The following is a 16423-nucleotide window of genomic DNA, read 5'->3' on the forward strand; positions in this document are numbered from 1 at the left end:
CAGAATCGGCAAGTTTGCTGCATCTCCCCTGCCCTTGCCCATGACCGAACCCGAAGCCGAGATTCCTGCCGGCGCCCTGCCCAGCCGCGCGCGGCAAGGCCGCGAACGCATCCTGGACGCCATCCGCGAAGCGGCCATTGCCGAGTTCAGCCGGCATGGCTTCAAGGGCGCGTCGACCAAGGCCATTGCCGAGCGCGCGGGCCTCACCAAGCCCCAGCTGCACTATTACATCAGCAGCAAGGAAGAGCTTTACGAGGAACTGCTGTATTCGGTGCTGGGTGGCTGGTCGAGCGCCTTCGTGTTCGATATCGACAGCGACGACCCGCGCACGGTGCTTGCCGGCTATGTGCGCAAGAAGCTCGACTACGCGCTCGACAACCCGGGCCTGTCGCGCATCTTCACGACCGAGGTGCTGGGCGGCGGCCGCAACCTGGGCAAGTACTGGCCGGTGGCCGTGAAATCCACGCAGCAGAAGGTCGAGCTGATCAAGCGCTGGATCGCCGAAGGCCGCATGCGCGCGCTCGACCCCACGCTGCTGCTGATGCAGATCTGGGGCATGACCCAGCACTACGCCGACTACGGCGTGCAGGTGCACATCATGCTGGGCCTCGCGCCCGACGAACCCATCGACCGCGAACCCATCGTGCGCGAGCTCACCACTTTTGTGCTGCTGGGCTGCGGCCTCGCACCAGAATAGGCAGGCGCCGCACGCTGGCGGGCATCCGCGCAGCCGGCCCACGCGCTTCGTGCAGGGAGCACGCTGGCACAGCATTTGCAAGAGTTTGACCATTCGATCAAATCAAATGGTCAAACATGCAAACCACTGCTTCCATTGCTGCGTCGCCTGCCATCGAACAGGCCTTTGAACTGGTGCTGGCACGCAGCCAGATGCGCCTGACGGTCGAGCCCGGCGAAAGCATGGCCGACGTGCTGCAGCTTGCCGGCATTGCCGTCGACACGCTGTGCGAGCAAGGCGTCTGCGGCACCTGCGCCACGCGCTGGCTGGACGGAAGTCCCGAACACCGCGACAGCTGCCTGAGCGCCGAGGAGCGGCGCACCCATGTCGCCGTGTGCTGCGCACGCAGCCATGGCGCTGCCCTCACCCTCGATCTCTGAGGGCCGGGCCATGCGCGTTCTTGTCATCTATTGCCACCCGGTCGAGACCAGCTACCAGGCGGCGCTGCACACCGAGGTCGTGCTCAACCTGCGCAGCGCGGGGCATGAGGTCGACGATTGCGATCTGTATGCCGAAGACTTCAACCCGGTGCTGAGCCGCGAGGAGCGCCTGGGTTACCACGAGGTGCCCGGCAACCGCGTGCCGGTGCAGGGCTATGTCGACCGCCTGCTGTGGGCCGAGGCCGTGGTGTTTTGCTTTCCCACCTGGTGCTTCGGCATGCCGGCCATGCTCAAGGGCTTTTTCGACCGCGTGCTGATGCCCGGCGTGGCCTTCGACATCAGCGACCCGCAGCATGTCAAGTCCGCACTGACCCATCTCAAGCGCATCTCGGCCGTCGTGACCTATGGCCGGCCGCGCTGGACCGCGCTGCTGATGGGCGATCCGCCGCGCAAGTCGGTGACGCGCTACCTGCGCCTGCTCACGGGCGGCAAGGCGCGCGTCGACTACCACGCTTGCTACCACATGAACGTGGCCACACCGCGGCGCCTCGAAGCCTTCAAGGCACGCGTGGGCGATGCGATGGCGCGCTTTGCCTGAAGGAGACCGGCATGCACGCTCCCGAACATCTTCTTGCTGCCCGGCTGCCACGCTGGCTGCTGCCCGCGCAATGGCCCGACATCGGGGGCCAGCCCGCGCTGGCTGATCTGCATCTGGCCCAGGGCCGCGTACTGGGCCTGGCGCCGCACGACCCGGCATTCGTTGCCCCCTCAGGCAATGCCTGGGCCCTGCACGGCGCGCTGGTGCTGCCCGGCCTGGTCGACGCGCACACGCATCTCGACAAGACCTTCACGCTGCCGCGCATGGGCGAGGTCGAGCCCGGCCTGCTGGGGGCCATCGAAGCCATGATGGCCGACCGCCAGGACTGGACCGAGGCCGATATCCACGCCCGCGCCAGCCGCGCGCTGCAATGGGCTTGCGAAGCCGGCACGGTGCACCTGCGCACGCACTGCGACTGGTGGGAGCCCGAGGCCATGCCGCTGGCGTGGAACGTATTGCGCGAGTTGGCGCAGGAATGGGCCGGCCGCCTGCTGCTGGAGCGCGTGGCGCTGATTCCGCTGCACCTGTTCGCCGAGCGCGATACCGCGCTGCGCCTGGCAAGCACGGTGGCCGCGAGCGGCCCGGGCGCACTGCTGGGCGGCTTCGTGCACTCCACCAACTGGAACCCGCAGGCGCTGCGCCATCTGTTCGAGGCCGCGCAAATCCATGGTCTGGATGTCGATCTGCATGTCGACGAGGAACTGCACCCCGGCGCGCAGGGCCTGGCCACGGCGGCGGCGCTGCTGCAGGAGCTGCGCTTCGAGGGCCGGGTGGTCTGCGGCCATGCCTGCGCGCTGGCCGCGCAGGACGAAGCCGCGGCACTGGCCACGCTCGATGCCGTGGCGCAATGCCCGGTCACGCTGGTCACGCTGCCGATCACCAACCTGCTGCTGCAGGACGCGACCACGGGCCGCACGCCGCGCCAGCGCGGGCTCACGCTGGTCAAGGAAGCGCGGGCCCGCGGCATTCCGGTGCTGGTCGCCAGCGACAACGTGCAAGACCCGTTCTGCGCGGTCGGCAGCTTCGATCCGCTCGAAGCCCTGGCCGCGGGCGTGCTCGCCGCGCAGCTCGAGCAGCCCTTCGACCGCTGGTCCGAGTCGCTGTGCCGCGCCGACTGGCTGCGCCGCGGCGCGCCCGCAGTGCCGCTGGCGCCCGGCAGCAGCGCCGATCTGATCGTCTTCCAGCAGGCAGACGCCTGGGGCTTTCCTTCGCGCACCCAGCCGCGCGTGGTGCTGCGCCAGGGCCGGGTCGTCAGCGGCGAGGCGTCCAGCGCCTGGTCTTTTGCCTCCTCTCACCGTCCCGTTCTCGCAAGGAGCCTCGCATGAGCGCCTCTCCCTCGGGCATTGCCCAACCCCTGGCACGCTACGCCGCCTGGCGCCGCGCGGGCGACCTGGTGTTCCTCTCCGGAATCATCGCCGTCGACCCGGCGGCCGGCCGCATCGTGCGCGGCTATGCCGACATTCCCGATGACGCGGCCACGCTGATCGGCCGCACCGGCGAGTTCAGCAGCGACATCAAGGAAGGCCCGATCCTCGCGCAGAGCTGGCATGTGCTGGACGCCATCCGCCAGACCATCGAAGCCGCGGGCGGGCAGATGTCGGATGTGGTCAAGCTGGTGCAGTACTTCAGGAACCTCGACCACTTCCCGCAGTACAGCCGCGTGCGCAAGCTGTTCTTTCCGGGCGAGCCGCCCGCATCGACCGTGGTCGAGGTCAGCGCCATGCTGCCCACGCCCGAGATCCTGATCGAAGTCGAAGCCACGGCCTGGCTGCCCCAGCGCTGACACCCTCCCCCCTCCGCCGAAAGACCGCTCCATGCTGCATGGCTACAACCCGCCCCACCGCTTCCTGCCCTATCTGAGCTGGACCGAGATCGCCGACCTGCCCGACAAGGAAAACACCGTGATCGTGCTGCCCACGGGAGCGACCGAGCAGCACGGCCCGCACCTGCCCTGTGCCGTCGATACGGTGATCAGCGCCGGGGTCGTGGGCCATGCGCTGGCGCATCTGCCCCCCGAGGTGCCGGCGTTTGCAATGGCGCCGATCACCTACGGCAAGTCGGAGGAGCACCTGCACTTCCCGGGCACCGTGACGCTCAGCGGCGAGACGCTGCTGGCGACGATGAACGAGATCGGCGAGTCGGTCTACCGCGCGGGCTTTCGCAAGCTGCTGTTCGTCAACGGCCATGGCGGCCAGCCGCAGGTGATGGAGATGTGCGCGCGCGAGCTGCGCCTGCGCCATGGCGATTTCATCGTCGTGCCGAGTTTCACCTGGCGCGTGCCGCATGTGGCCGGCAAATACCTGTCGGACACCGAAAAGAAGCTGGCCATGCACGCGGGCCATGCCGAGACCGCGCTGATGCTCGCGCTCGCGCCCGACACCGTGCACATGGAGCGCGCCGTCACCAACTACCCGCCCGTCTTTGACTCGCCACTGCTGTCGCCCGACGGCCGGCCGGCCTGCGCCTGGAGCGCGCGCGACTTCGGGCCGAGCGGAATCATCGGCGACCCGCTGCCCGCGACCGCCGAGCAGGGCCTGGCGATTCTCGACTCGCTGGCCAGAAGCTGGGCCGCGGCCATCACCGAGCTGCACCAGCTGCAATGGGCGGCGCGCCCCGAGCCCACCTGGGGCCGCGCCAACCACACCGGCCATGTGGAGCACTCCAGCGCGCTGGCCTGAAAACTGCGAAGCCCTCCCCGTCCCACCCCCTGTCCTGCCCCTTCCGGAGTATTGCCATGCTGAAGACCGCTTCCCGCCTCCCCCAACTTGGTGCCGCCGCGCTGCTCGCTCTTGGTGCCCTCGGCACCGCGCAGGCGCAGGAAAAGTTCACCTATATGACCAACTGGTATGCGCAGGCCGAGCACGGCGGCTTCTACCAGGCCGTGGCCACGGGCCTGTACAAGAAGTACGGCCTCGACGCGACCATCAAGATGGGCGGCCCCCAGGTCAACATCGTGCAGATGATGGCCGCAGGCCAGGCCGACTGCGTGATGGGATCGAGCGACCTGCAGATGATCCAGATGCGCGAAGGCGGCGTGCCCGTGACCAATGTCGCCGCGGTGTTCCAGAAGGACCTGCAGGTGCTGATCGCGCACGACGACGTGAAGAAGTTCGAGGACCTCAAGGGCAAGACCATTCTCATCGGCTCGTCGGCGCAGCGCGGCTACTGGCCCTGGCTCAAGGCGAAGTACGGCTTCACCGATGCCCAGACGCGCCCCTACACCTTCAACATCCAGCCCTTCGTGGCCGACAGGAACACCGCCCAGCAGGGCTATCTGACGTCCGAGCCATTTGCCATTGCCAAGGCCGGCGTCAAGACCACCACGCTGATGTTCAGCGACCAGGGCTTCCCCGCGTACGCGACCACGGTGTCGTGCATGGACAAGACGCTCAAGGCGCGCAGCGCCGCGGTGGCGGCCTTCGTCAAGGCCTCGATGGAAGGCTGGAAGAGCTACCTCGCCGACCCGGCGCCCGGCAACGCGCTGATCAAGAAGGACAACCCGAACATGACCGACGAACAGCTGGCCTACAGCGTCGCCAAGCTCAAGGAACTGGGCATGGTCACGGGTGGCGACGCGGCCAGCATGGGCATAGGCGTGCTGACCGATGCGCGCGCCAAGGCGAGCTACGACTTCCTCGTCGAGACCAAGCTCATCGACCCGGCCAAGGTCAAGCTGGCCGATACCTACAGCACCCAGTTCGTCAAGGACCTCAAGGTCCTGCCCTGAGCCTCAGTGCAGCCCTGAAACAGAGGCTTCGGCCCCATACATCGAAAGGCGACCATGAACCCCGATGCATCCCCGCCCGCCACCGCCGCGCCCGCCGCTGCACACGCCGCTGCACACGCCGTGGAGGTGCTGTCGGCCGAGAAGACCTATCCCAACGGCACCCAGGCGCTGCTGCCCGTGGACCTGTGCATAGAGGAAGGCGAATTCGTCACGCTGCTCGGTCCCTCGGGCTGCGGCAAGAGCACGCTGCTGAAGATGGTGGCCGGGCTGCTCGAGCCCACCGACGGCCGGCTGCAGCTGTGGCGCAAGCCCGTGGCGCAGCTCGAGGAGAGCGGCAAGAAGATGGCCTTCGTGTTCCAGTCGCCGACGCTCATGCCCTGGGCCAGCGTGCAGACCAATGTGCGCCTGCCGCTGGACCTGGCGGGCGTGCCGCGCGCCGAGGCCGATGCGCGCGTGGGCGAAGCGCTGGCCCTGGTCGGCCTGGCGAAATTTTCCAAGGCGCTGCCGCGCGCGCTGTCGGGCGGCATGCAGATGCGGGTGTCGATTGCGCGCGGGCTGGTGACCCAGCCCGACCTGCTGCTCATGGACGAGCCGTTTGGCGCGCTTGACGAGATCACGCGCCACAAGCTCGATGCCGACCTGCTGGACCTGTGGCGCAAGAAGAAGCTCACCGTGATCTTCGTCACGCACTCCATCCACGAGGCGGTGTTTCTCTCCAGCCGCGTGGTGATGATGGCCGCGCGCCCGGGCCGCGTGGTCGAGGAATTCCGCATCGACGCGCCCTACCCGCGCAGCGCCGATTTCATGGTCTCGCCCGAATTCAACCGCTACGCCAGGCTGCTGCAGGACAGCCTGCTGCGTGCCAGCGCCGACTCCATGGAGGCATTTGCATGAGCACCCCATTTCCCTCTGTGGCTGCGGCCGACATGCCGCGCGCCGAGCCGGCTGCGCCCGCCATTGCCCAGCGCCAGCCGGCGGTGCGCACGAAGCCCGCGCGCACGCCGCTGCTGCGGCAGCCGCGCGTGCAGCGCGTGCTCTATCCCTTGCTGGTCGGCGTGGCCTTGCTTGCGCTGTGGCAGGGCCTGGTCACGGGGCTGGAGCTGCCGCCCTATCTCGTGCCCTCGCCGCTGCTGATGCTCGAGACGCTGATCGCCGACTGGGCGCCGCTGGGCGCGTCGCTGTGGGTCACGATCAAGATCACGCTGCTGGCCTTCATTGCCGCGACCGTTGCCGGCGTGCTGATCTCCTTTCTGTTCGTGCAGAGCAAGGGCATAGAGACCGCGCTGTTTCCCTATGCCGTGCTGCTGCAGGTCACGCCCATCGTGGCCGTCGCGCCGCTGATCATCATCTGGGTCAAGGACCCGACGGCATCGATGGTGATCTGCGCGGCGCTGGTGGCGCTGTTTCCCATCATCAGCAACACCACGCTGGGCCTGCGCAGCATCGAGCCCGACCTGCAAAGCTACTTCCAGCTCAACCGCGCGACCCGGCTGCAGACGCTGGTGCGGCTGCGCATCCCGAGCGCGCTGCCCTACTTCTTTGGCGGGCTGCGCATCTCCAGCGGCCTGGCGCTGATCGGCGCCGTCGTCGCCGAGTTCGTTGCGGGCACGGGCGGCGCGGGCGCGGGCCTGGCCTACCAGATCCTGCAGGCCGGCTTCCAGCTCAACATCCCGCGCATGTTTGCCGCGCTGCTGCTGATCTCGCTGACCGGCGTGGGGATGTTCGTGCTGATGGCGTGGCTTAGCCGCCTGGCATTGGGCAGCTGGCATTCCAGCGAGAACTAACGCACCCCCTGAGCCGCTTCGCGTCTTCCCCCTCTCAACCTTCGGTGGAGGGGGACGGCGCCCTCGCTGCGGGGCGGCCCTTGCTCGGCGCCCCCCACTCTCCCGTTTTTGAACGAGCGCCTAACCAAATCATGACCACCACCGCCGCCCACCAGCTCCCCGAACAACTGCCCGATCTCGACTGGATCACCGACCCGCTGCGCGTGGGCCGTCTCTCGCAGGACTTTGCCTGGTTCAGCCCGGTGCTCAAGCGCGAACTCGCGGGCAAGCGCGCCGAGATCGCCGTGCGCCCGCGCAGCGAGGACGAGATCCGCCAGGTGGTCGCGGCCTGCGCCAGCGCCGGCATTCCGATCACCGTGCGCGGCAGCGGCACGGGCAACTACGGCCAGTGCACGCCTTTGCACGGCGGCGTGATACTGGACCTGTCGGCCTACAACGCGTTTGGCTGGGTGCGCGGCGGTGTCGGCCGGGCCCAGGCCGGCATCCGCCTCGCCGACTTCGACGCGCAGGCCAAGCCGCTGGGCCAGGAGCTGCGCTGGCTGCCCTCGACCTACCGCAGCGCGACGCTGGGCGGCCTGTTCGGCGGCGGCTTTGGCGGCGCGGGCTCGATCAACCACGGCCCGCTGGCCGCGCCCGGCAATGTGCTGGCGGTGCGCGCGATGAGCGTGGAGCCCGACCCGCAGGTCATCGAGCTGCGCGGCGCCGAAGCCATGCGGCTGCACCATACCTACGGCACCAACGGCATCGTGCTCGAACTCGAAGTCGCGCTCACGCCGGCCATCGCCTGGACAGAATGCATCGCCAGCTTCGACGACTTCGATGCGGCGCTGGAATTTGCCGACCGCTTCGCCTGCGCGCCGGGCCTGGAGAAAAAGGAAGTCTGCTTCCTGGCCGCGCCGATTCCCGAATACTTCACCAGCCTCGCCGAGCACCTGCGCGCGGGCTGCCACGCCGTGCTGCTGCTGGTCGCGCCGCACTCCGAGGCCGGCATGCGCGAGATGGCGGCGCTGCATGGCGGGCAGATCAGCTACCGCAAGACAGCCGAGGAGGTGAAGGCCGGCAACAAGACGCTGGTCGAATACACCTGGAACCACACCACGCTGCATGCGCTCAAGATCGACAAGAACCTGACCTATATCCAGAGCGGCTTCACCCCCCAGCGCCGCATCGAACAGGTCAAGGCGCTGCAGGCCGCGCTGCAGGGCGAGGTGATGATGCACCTCGAATTCCTGCGCACCAAGGAAGGCGCGCCCAACTGCAGCGGCCTGCAGCTCATCCGCTACACCACCGAGGAACGGCTCAACCAGATCATGCAGATCCACCGCGACCATGGCGTGCAGATCAACAACCCGCATGTCTACATCGTCGAGGACGGCAAGCAGAACAACCTCGACCCGGCGGTGGTGGCCACCAAGCAGCGCTTCGATCCGCAGGGGCTGCTCAATCCGGGCAAGCTGCGCAGCTGGGAGGCCGTGCAGCCCGTGCGCCAGACGGCCTAGTCCACTTTCACGCTGGCATTCTTGACGACTTGCGCCATGCGCTGCATCTCCGAGCGCATGAACGCCGCCGTGGCCTCGGGCGGCGTCAGCTTGATCTCGTAGCCCTGCGCGATCAGCGCATTGCGCGCCTCGGGCTGGGCCAGCGCCTGCTGGAAGCCCTGGTGCAGGCGCTGGCGCTCGGCCATGGGCAGGTCCTTGGGACCGATGGCCGCGATCCAGCCTTCGAGCGCGTAATCGGGCAGGCCCTGCTCGGCAATGGTCGGCAGCTCGGGCATCGACGGCACGCGCTGCGCCGTGGTCACGCCCAGGGCGCGCAGCATGCCGCTCTTGATGTGCGGCGCCGCGGGCGCGAGCGCCACCACGGCCCACTGCACCTGGCCGCTGAGCAGGTCGTTCATCAGCATGCCCATGCCCTTGTAGGGAATGTGCTTCACGTCGAGCTTGGCCTGGTCGACCACCATGGCCGCGCCCAGATGCAGGATGGTGCCGTTACCCGAGGAGCCGTAGTTGAGCGTGCCGGGCTTGGCCTTGGCCAGCGCCACCAGCTCCTGGATGTTGCGCGCCGGCAGCGCCGGGTTGGCCACCAGCACGAAGGGCGTGGCGCCGATGACGGTGATGGGCGCGATGTCCTGCATCGCGTCAAACGGAATCGACGGATAGACGCTGGGATTGACCACATGGTTGTTCGACACCACGCCGATCATCGAGCCATCGCGCGGCCCGCGCACGATCTGCGCCGTGCCGGTGATGCCGCCCGCGCCCGGCAGGTTCTCGATCACCACGGGATGGCCCACGGCCTTGGCCAGCTGGCTGCTGATCGCGCGGATCGCGCCATCGGCGCCCGAGCCCGCCGACAGCGGCAGGATCACGCGCAGCGGCTTGTCGCCCTGCGCCAGCGCGGCCAAGGGGGCAAACAGCGCGGCGGCGGCCAGGGTCAACAGCGTACGGCGTGGGGTCTTGGGGAATTGCATTTTTGTCTCCTGCTGTTTTTTATGCGAAATACAAAAAAGCCTGCGCAGTGCGCAGGCTCGGGGGCAAGCTCAAACCACGGCGCCGCTGGCTTCCATGGCCTTGACCTCATCAGGGCTGTAGCCCAATCCATCGAGCAGCTGCCGCGTGTGTTCGCCCAGCGTCGGCGGGTTGTGGCGGATGCCCGGGCGCTGGCCGTCCATGCGGATCGGCAGCAGCGTGGTGCGCGCCGTCTGGCCTGCACGCTCGCCATCGGTGAGCGTGACTTCGGCCAGGCCGCCCGTGGCGTTGAGGTGCGGGTCGTCGAACAGCTGCTCGGGGCGCACGATGGGTGCATAGGGCAGGCCGTTGCGCTCGAACACGTCGGACAGCTGCTCGGTGCTGTAGGCCGCGAGGCGGCGGCGCAGCTCGGGCAGCAGCGTCGGGCGTGCACGCACGCGGTCGTTGTTGGTTGCCAGCAGCGGGTCGGCCTTGAGATCGGCGAAGTCCAGCGCGTCGCACAGCGTGCGCCATTGCGCATCGCTCACGGCGGCGAGGAATATCTGGCCATCGTCCTTGACGCTAAACACGTCATAGACCGCCCAGGCCGAGATGCGCTCGGGCATGGGCGCGGCGGCTTCGCCGGTGACCGCGTACTGCATCATGTGCTGTCCGACCAGGAACACATTGTTCTCGAACAGCGCCGAGTCGACTTCCTGGCCGCGGCCGGTGATGCCGCGCTGCATCAGCGCCGCCATCGCGCCGATCGCGCCGAACATGCCGCCCATGATGTCGTTGACGCTCGCACCCGCGCGCAGCGGGTCGCCGGGACGGCCGGTCATGTACGCCAGTCCGCCCATCATCTGCACCACTTCATCGAGCGCCGTGCGCTTGTCGTACGGCCCGGGCAGGAAACCCGCGTGGTTCACGTAGATCAGCCGCTCGTTCAGGCGCGACAGCGCGCTGTAGTCGAGGCCGTACTTCCTCATCACGCCGGGCTTGAAGTTCTGCACCACGACATCGGCCGAAGACGCCAGCCGGATCGCGGCCTGCAGCCCGTCGGGGTGGCGCAAATCCAGCGCAATGCTTTTCTTGTTGCGGTTGAACATCGGGAAGAAACCCGCGCCCGCGCCCAGCAGGTGGCGCGTGCGGTCGCCCTCGACGGGCTCGACCTTGATCACCTCGGCCCCCAGGTCGGCCAGCACCATGCCACAGGTGGGCCCCATGACCATATGGGAAAACTCCACCACGCGCAGGCCCTGTAGCGGTAGCGCATTCGCCGGGGCCGCAGCCGCTGGCGCATTCAAATTCTCAGACATCGCATTCCATCCAAATCCGGCTCAGGCGGCCACTGCCGCCGCGCCATTGAGCACCTGCGGCAGACCTGCCTGCCACAGCACACCATGCAGGGTCTCCCCTGGCAACCAGGCCCCGAGCTGCCGGCGCAATGCCAGCAGGGCCGTCACATCCAATCCCGTGGCCACGCCCATGCGCTCGAGCATGAACGCCAGGTCCTCGGTCGTCACATTGCCGCTGGCGCCAGGCGCATGCGGACAGCCGCCAATGCCGGCCAGGCAGGCATCGAAGCGCTCGATGCCGGTCTGCCAGGCGGCATAGGCATTCGCCAGCCCCATGCCGCGCGTATCGTGGAAATGCGCGCAGGCCAGCTTGTCGCCGACTTCGCGGCGCGCGCGCTCGAACAGCCGGCGCACGCTCTCGGGATCGGCAAACCCGACAGTATCGGCGAGACTGACCCGGTCCGCGCCCGCATCGAGCAGCGCCACCATCAATCGCAGCACTTCCTCGGGCGCGACCTCGCCCTGCAGCGTGCAGCCGAAGGCCGTGCCCACGCCGCCTTCGATCAGCGTGGCGTGGCCGCCCGCATCGCGCTGCGCGCGGATGCGTGCCACCTCGGCCACCACCTCGTCGGGTGTCTTGCGCAGATTGGCCAGGCTGTGCGCGTGGCTTGCCGACAGCGGCACCACCAGCAGGTCGGCGTCGCATTCGAGCGCCTTTTGCGCGCCCTTGAGGTTGGGCACCAGCACCGATGCCACCAGGCCGGGCAGCGTCTTGGCATGGGCCAGCACTTCGGCGGTATCGGCCAGTTGGGGCAGCAGCCGCGCGGGCACGAAGGAGCCGACCTCGATCTCGCGCTGGCCCGCGGCGTAGGCCGCATCGAGCCAGGCGATCTTGTGCGCCGTGGGCAAGGTCGGCGCCAGGCTTTGCAAGCCGTCACGCAGGCCGACTTCGCGAATGACGGCATGGCGCGGGCCTGCCGTGGCGTGGGAAGCAGTGAACGGCATGCCGTCTCCAAATCGTTATAGGGAAAGTGAGGATTCTAGGAATTCCTTGCGGGAACGGATAATCAATTTTGGAAGCTCTAGCCTTCCGAAACGGAATACCTCAATCCTCTGCCCTGCGATGCGCGACCTCGACCTCACGACCTTGCGGCTGTTTGTTGCCGTCTGCGAGCAGCGCAGCATCGCGGCCGCGGGCCTGCAGCAGGCGATGGTCGGCTCGGCCATCAGCAAGCGCCTGGCCCAGCTCGAGCACCAGATCGGCACGCAGCTGCTGGTGCGCAAGCGCCGCGGCGTGCAGCCCACGCCCGCGGGCGAAACCCTGCTAGAGCATGCGCGCGCACTGCTGGCGCGCAGCGAACTGGTGGCGCGCGACATGGCCGGCTATGCGCATGGCACGCGCGGCCATGTGCGGCTGCTGGTCACGGCGTCGGTGATCCAGGTCAGCCTCGAGGAACGCGTAAGCCCCGAGGTCGCGCGCGGCGTGCGCGAGGGCAGTGCCTCGGTCGGCATTTGCTGGGATGCGGCCGACCTCGAAGGCCTGCAGACCGAGAGCTACCGCGGCGACCATCTGGCGATCTGCGCGCATGCGAGCCACCCGATCGCGCAGCGCGAGCGCGTGCATTTCGCCGACGCGCTGGAGCATGAATACGTCAACATGCCGGCGCTCAGCGCGGTGCAGCAGATGCTCACGCGCGCCGCGGCCGTGCATGGCAAGGTGCTGCAGTACCGCATGCAGGTCTCGCATTTCGAAGCCGCGCTGCGCGTCGTGCGCGCGAATCTGGCCATCAGCGTGGTGCCGGTGGAGATCGCGCAGCCGTTTGCCCGGGCGTATGGACTGCGGCTGGTGCCGCTGGCCGATGACTGGGCGCGGCGGCGCTTTGCGATCTGCTACCGCAGCCGGGACCAGCTGAGCCCGGCCGCACGCCTGCTGGTCGCGCATCTGCATGCCTGCGGGCCGGCACACGAGCGCGCTGCGGCCGCCCCATGAGCCGCGGTTGGCATCGTGGCGCGGCAGCAACATTTGCCTGCATTTTTGGCATTTCTGCTCGCCTGCGCAGGGCGGATATGGTTCGGGAGCTACCAAACTTGTAGCAAGATGCTTTCCACGCTATAGTCATTCACGACTTGGCGACGCGCGTGCCGCACCGCTGAAACACCCATCGCGCAAGGAGAAGCGTTCCATGAGCCCCAAGGAAAATGTCGCCATCAACCAGCTGTTCGAGCGGCTTGAATGCCGCTACGCGCTGCGGGTGTTGTGGGCGCTGCGGGACGGGCATCCGCAAACCTTCCGCCTGCTGCAGGACAGCGTCGGCGGCATCACCCCGAATACGCTCAACACCCGCATCAAGGAACTGCGCGAGTGCGGCCTGCTCGAGCATGGCAGCGACGGCTATATCGTGACGCACACGGGCCAGGACCTGCTCAAGCGGCTCAGCGACGTGCAGGCTTTTGCCAACCGCTGGGTCACGGCGCGCGCCAAGAAGTAAAGTACGGCATGCATCGCGCGCAGCTGCTGCGCCGCGCACAGTTTCACCAACGCATCTAGCAAGGATCTCCCATGGCTTTCACCACCACCGCATCCGGCCTGCAATACGAAGACACCGTTGTCGGCGACGGCGCCGAAGCGCAGCACGGCGGCAACGTCACCGTGCACTACACCGGCTGGCTCTACAACGAAGGCGTGCAAGGCGCGAAGTTCGACTCCAGCAAGGACCGCAAGGACCCGTTCGTGTTCCCCCTTGGCGCCGGCATGGTCATCAAGGGCTGGGACGAAGGCGTCAAGGGCATGAAGGTCGGCGGCGCGCGCACGCTGATCATCCCCGCCGCGCTCGGCTATGGCGCCCGCGGCGCCGGCGGCGTGATCCCCCCGAACGCCACGCTCAAGTTCGACGTCGAACTCCTCGCAGTCTGAGAAACACCTGTTTCAGGACATGAAAAAAGCGGCCGAGGCCGCTTTTTTCATGGGGCAGACGCTTTTTCAGCGATCAGCCAGTTGCTGCCACGTGGCCACCACGCTGTCCGGGTTCAGCGAGATCGAGGAAATGCCCTCGTCCGCGAGCCATAGCGCGAAGTCGGGGTGGTCCGACGGGCCCTGGCCGCAGATGCCCACGTACTTGCCCTGGGCCAGGCAGGCCTCGATGGAGCGCTTGAGCATCTTCTTCACGGCCGGATCGCGCTCGTCGAAGTCGGCAGCCAGCAGCTCCAGGCCCGAGTCGCGGTCCAGACCCAGCGTCAGTTGGGTCAGGTCGTTCGAGCCGATCGAGAAGCCGTCGAAGTACTCGAGGAACTCGTCGGCCAGGATCGCGTTCGAGGGCACTTCGCACATCATGATCAGCTTCAGGCCGTTCTCGCCGCGCTTGAGGCCATTCTCGGCCAGCAGTCCGTTGACGCGCTCGGCTTGCTTCAGGGTGCGCACGAACGGGATCATGATCTGCACGTTGGTCAGGCCCATGTCCTCGCGCACGCGGCGCAGGGCTTCGCATTCCATCTTGAAGGCTTCGCCGAAGTCGGCGCTGATGTAGCGCGCCGCGCCGCGGAAGCCCAGCATCGGGTTCTCTTCCTCGGGCTCGTAGCGGCTGCCGCCGATCAGCTTGCGGTACTCGTTGGACTTGAAGTCCGACATGCGCACGATGACCGGCTTGGGATAGAACGCGGCGGCAATCGTCGCCACGCCTTCGGCCACCTTATCGACATAGAACGCACGCGGCGACGCATGGCCGCGCGCCACGGACTCGACGGCCTTCTTCAGATCGGCATCGACGGCGGGGTAGTCCAGGATGGCCTTGGGGTGCACGCCGATGTTGTTGTTGATGATGAACTCGAGGCGCGCCAGGCCCACGCCCTCGTTGGGCAGCTGCGCGAAGTCGAAGGCCAGCTGGGGGTTGCCGACGTTCATCATGACCTTGGTCTTGATCGCGGGCATCGCGCCGCGCTGCACTTCGGTGACTTCGGTTTCAATCAGGCCGTCGTAGATCTTGCCGGTGTCGCCTTCGGCGCAGGACACGGTCACGAGCGTGCCGGCCTTGAGCAGTTCGGTGGCGTTGCCGCAGCCGACCACGGCCGGGATGCCCAGTTCACGCGCGATGATGGCCGCGTGGCAGGTGCGGCCGCCGCGGTTGGTGACGATGGCCGAAGCGCGCTTCATCACCGGCTCCCAGTTCGGGTCGGTCATGTCGGTCACCAGCACGTCGCCGGGCTGGACCTGGTCCATCTGCGAGATGTCGGAGACCAGGCGCACCGGACCGGTGCCGATCTTCTGGCCGATGGCGCGGCCTTCGGCCAGCACGGCGCCCGTGCCCATCAGCTTGTAGCGCAGTTCGGCCTGGCCCTTGGCCTGGCTCTTCACGGTTTCGGGACGCGCCTGCAGGATGTAGATCTGGCCGTCGGTGCCGTCCTTGCCCCACTCGATGTCCATCGGGCGGCCATAGTGCTCCTCGATGACCAGCGCGTAGCGCGCGAGCTGCTCGACGTCGGCGTCGGTCAGCGAATAGCGGTTGCGCAGCTCGGGCGCGACATCGGTGGTCTTGACCAGCTTGCCGCTGGCGGCCTTTTCCTCGGCCGAGGCAAACACCATCTGCACCAGCTTCGAGCCCAGGTTGCGGCGGATCAGCGCCTTCTTGCCGGCCTTGAGCATGGGCTTGTGCACGTAGAACTCGTCGGGGTTCACCGCGCCCTGCACCACGGTCTCGCCCAGGCCATAGCTCGAGGTGATGAACACCACGTCTTCAAAGCCCGATTCAGTGTCGATGGTGAACATGACGCCGGCCGCGCCGGTGTCCGAGCGCACCATGCGCTGCACGCCGGCCGACAGCGCCACGACGTCGTGCGCGAAGCCCTTGTGCACGCGGTAGGAGATCGCGCGGTCGTTGTACAGCGAGGCGAACACTTCCTTCATCTTGTGCAGCACGTCGTCGATGCCGACCACGTTGAGGAAGGTTTCCTGCTGGCCCGCGAACGAGGCGTCGGGCAGGTCTTCGGCCGTGGCCGAGGAGCGCACCGCAAACGACGCCTGGTCGTTGCCCGCGCTCAGCGTGGCGAACGCTTCGCCGATGGCTTTTTGCAGGTCGGCCGGGAACGGCTGGTTCTCGACCATGGCGCGGATCTCGGCGCCGGCCGCGGCCAGCGCGCGCACGTCCTCGATGTCGAGGGCCGCGAGCTTGGCGTTGATGCGGTCGGCCAGGCCTTCGAAGGCCAGGAATTCGCGGAAGGCATGGGCCGTGGTGGCAAAGCCCGTGGGCACCTTCACGCCCTCGGGCAGCTGGGAGATCATCTCGCCGAGCGAGGCGTTCTTGCCGCCGACCGACTCGACGTCGCTCATTCGCAATTTCTCGAAAGGAACGACCAGGGCGGTCGCTTCAAACAGTGCAGACATGGGAAAGCTCCAAAGTTAAAAACCGGTGCGACCGCGCCATCCGGTGACGCGGGGTCTGGTCCATGCTGCGCTGCGCAGG

General features: G+C 67.6%; 17 protein-coding genes. 13 read left to right on the forward strand and 4 right to left on the reverse strand.

Annotated elements, in window-relative coordinates; genetic code table 11:
• Window positions 1-40: 40 nt before the first annotated feature.
• The 10 genes from HUK68_RS13775 to HUK68_RS13820 all read left to right on the forward strand — a co-directional run bounded on the left by HUK68_RS13775 (window position 41) and on the right by HUK68_RS13820 (window position 8724).
• Complete coding sequence (locus tag HUK68_RS13775) at window positions 41-697, forward strand: TetR/AcrR family transcriptional regulator (protein WP_175504681.1); 657 nt, start codon at window positions 41-43, stop codon at window positions 695-697.
• Window positions 698-813: 116 nt separating this feature from the next.
• Window positions 814-1116 carry a 2Fe-2S iron-sulfur cluster-binding protein gene (locus tag HUK68_RS13780; RefSeq protein WP_175504682.1) on the forward strand — a complete coding sequence of 101 codons (303 nt, stop codon included), beginning with the start codon at window positions 814-816 and terminating at the stop codon, window positions 1114-1116.
• A gap of 10 nt (window positions 1117-1126) precedes the next feature.
• On the forward strand, window positions 1127-1714 hold the full coding sequence (locus HUK68_RS13785) for an NAD(P)H-dependent oxidoreductase (RefSeq protein WP_175504683.1): 588 nt from the start codon (window positions 1127-1129) through the stop codon (window positions 1712-1714).
• Between the two features lie 11 nt (window positions 1715-1725).
• On the forward strand, window positions 1726-3039 hold the full coding sequence (locus HUK68_RS13790; RefSeq protein WP_175504684.1) for an amidohydrolase family protein: 1314 nt from the start codon (window positions 1726-1728) through the stop codon (window positions 3037-3039).
• Window positions 3036-3497, forward strand: coding sequence for a RidA family protein (locus tag HUK68_RS13795; protein ID WP_175504685.1), 462 nt, complete (start codon window positions 3036-3038; stop codon window positions 3495-3497). The genes HUK68_RS13790 and HUK68_RS13795 overlap by 4 nt, the downstream gene beginning before the upstream one ends.
• A 31-nt stretch (window positions 3498-3528) precedes the next feature.
• Window positions 3529-4392, forward strand: coding sequence for a creatininase family protein (locus tag HUK68_RS13800; RefSeq protein WP_175504686.1), 864 nt, complete (start codon window positions 3529-3531; stop codon window positions 4390-4392).
• Between the two features lie 56 nt (window positions 4393-4448).
• Window positions 4449-5441 (forward strand): ABC transporter substrate-binding protein, encoded by a 993-nt coding sequence (locus HUK68_RS13805; protein WP_175504687.1) that lies wholly within the window; start codon window positions 4449-4451, stop codon window positions 5439-5441.
• A 54-nt stretch (window positions 5442-5495) separates the two neighbouring features.
• Window positions 5496-6335: an ABC transporter ATP-binding protein gene (locus tag HUK68_RS13810; protein WP_244146177.1), complete on the forward strand. Its 840-nt coding sequence runs from the start codon at window positions 5496-5498 to the stop codon at window positions 6333-6335.
• A complete protein-coding gene (locus HUK68_RS13815) occupies window positions 6332-7225 on the forward strand; it encodes an ABC transporter permease (RefSeq protein ID WP_175504688.1) in 894 nt (297 codons plus the stop codon). Before HUK68_RS13810 ends, HUK68_RS13815 begins: the two co-directional genes overlap by 4 nt.
• A gap of 131 nt (window positions 7226-7356) precedes the next feature.
• Window positions 7357-8724, forward strand: coding sequence for an FAD-binding oxidoreductase (locus HUK68_RS13820; protein WP_175504689.1), 1368 nt, complete (start codon window positions 7357-7359; stop codon window positions 8722-8724).
• Here HUK68_RS13820 and HUK68_RS13825 read toward each other — a convergent pair.
• The 3 genes from HUK68_RS13825 to HUK68_RS13835 all read right to left on the reverse strand — a co-directional run bounded on the left by HUK68_RS13825 (window position 8721) and on the right by HUK68_RS13835 (window position 11975).
• Entirely contained in the window at window positions 8721-9695 is a 975-nt protein-coding gene (locus tag HUK68_RS13825; RefSeq protein WP_175504690.1) for a tripartite tricarboxylate transporter substrate-binding protein, read from the reverse strand. The genes HUK68_RS13820 and HUK68_RS13825 overlap by 4 nt on opposite strands.
• A gap of 69 nt (window positions 9696-9764) precedes the next feature.
• Complete coding sequence (locus HUK68_RS13830) at window positions 9765-10991, reverse strand: CaiB/BaiF CoA transferase family protein (RefSeq protein ID WP_175504691.1); 1227 nt, start codon at window positions 10989-10991, stop codon at window positions 9765-9767.
• A gap of 21 nt (window positions 10992-11012) precedes the next feature.
• Window positions 11013-11975 carry a hydroxymethylglutaryl-CoA lyase gene (locus HUK68_RS13835; protein ID WP_175504692.1) on the reverse strand — a complete coding sequence of 321 codons (963 nt, stop codon included), beginning with the start codon at window positions 11973-11975 and terminating at the stop codon, window positions 11013-11015.
• A 118-nt stretch (window positions 11976-12093) separates the two neighbouring features.
• On the opposite strand from HUK68_RS13835, the gene HUK68_RS13840 reads away from it, so the two are divergent.
• The 3 genes from HUK68_RS13840 to HUK68_RS13850 all read left to right on the forward strand — a co-directional run bounded on the left by HUK68_RS13840 (window position 12094) and on the right by HUK68_RS13850 (window position 13884).
• Entirely contained in the window at window positions 12094-12960 is an 867-nt protein-coding gene (locus tag HUK68_RS13840) for a LysR substrate-binding domain-containing protein (RefSeq protein WP_175504693.1), read from the forward strand.
• A gap of 193 nt (window positions 12961-13153) precedes the next feature.
• Window positions 13154-13459: a winged helix-turn-helix transcriptional regulator gene (locus HUK68_RS13845; RefSeq protein WP_175504694.1), complete on the forward strand. Its 306-nt coding sequence runs from the start codon at window positions 13154-13156 to the stop codon at window positions 13457-13459.
• 71 nt (window positions 13460-13530) lie between these two features.
• Entirely contained in the window at window positions 13531-13884 is a 354-nt protein-coding gene (locus HUK68_RS13850) for an FKBP-type peptidyl-prolyl cis-trans isomerase (protein WP_175504695.1), read from the forward strand.
• A 66-nt stretch (window positions 13885-13950) separates the two neighbouring features.
• On the opposite strand, the gene ppsA is transcribed toward HUK68_RS13850, so the two are convergent.
• Window positions 13951-16344 (reverse strand): phosphoenolpyruvate synthase, encoded by a 2394-nt coding sequence (gene ppsA, locus HUK68_RS13855; protein WP_175504696.1) that lies wholly within the window; start codon window positions 16342-16344, stop codon window positions 13951-13953.
• Between the last annotated feature and the right edge of the window lie 79 nt (window positions 16345-16423).

Origin of the sequence: Comamonas antarctica (assembly GCF_013363755.1) — a bacterium.
Lineage (GTDB): Bacteria > Pseudomonadota > Gammaproteobacteria > Burkholderiales > Burkholderiaceae_C > Comamonas > Comamonas antarctica.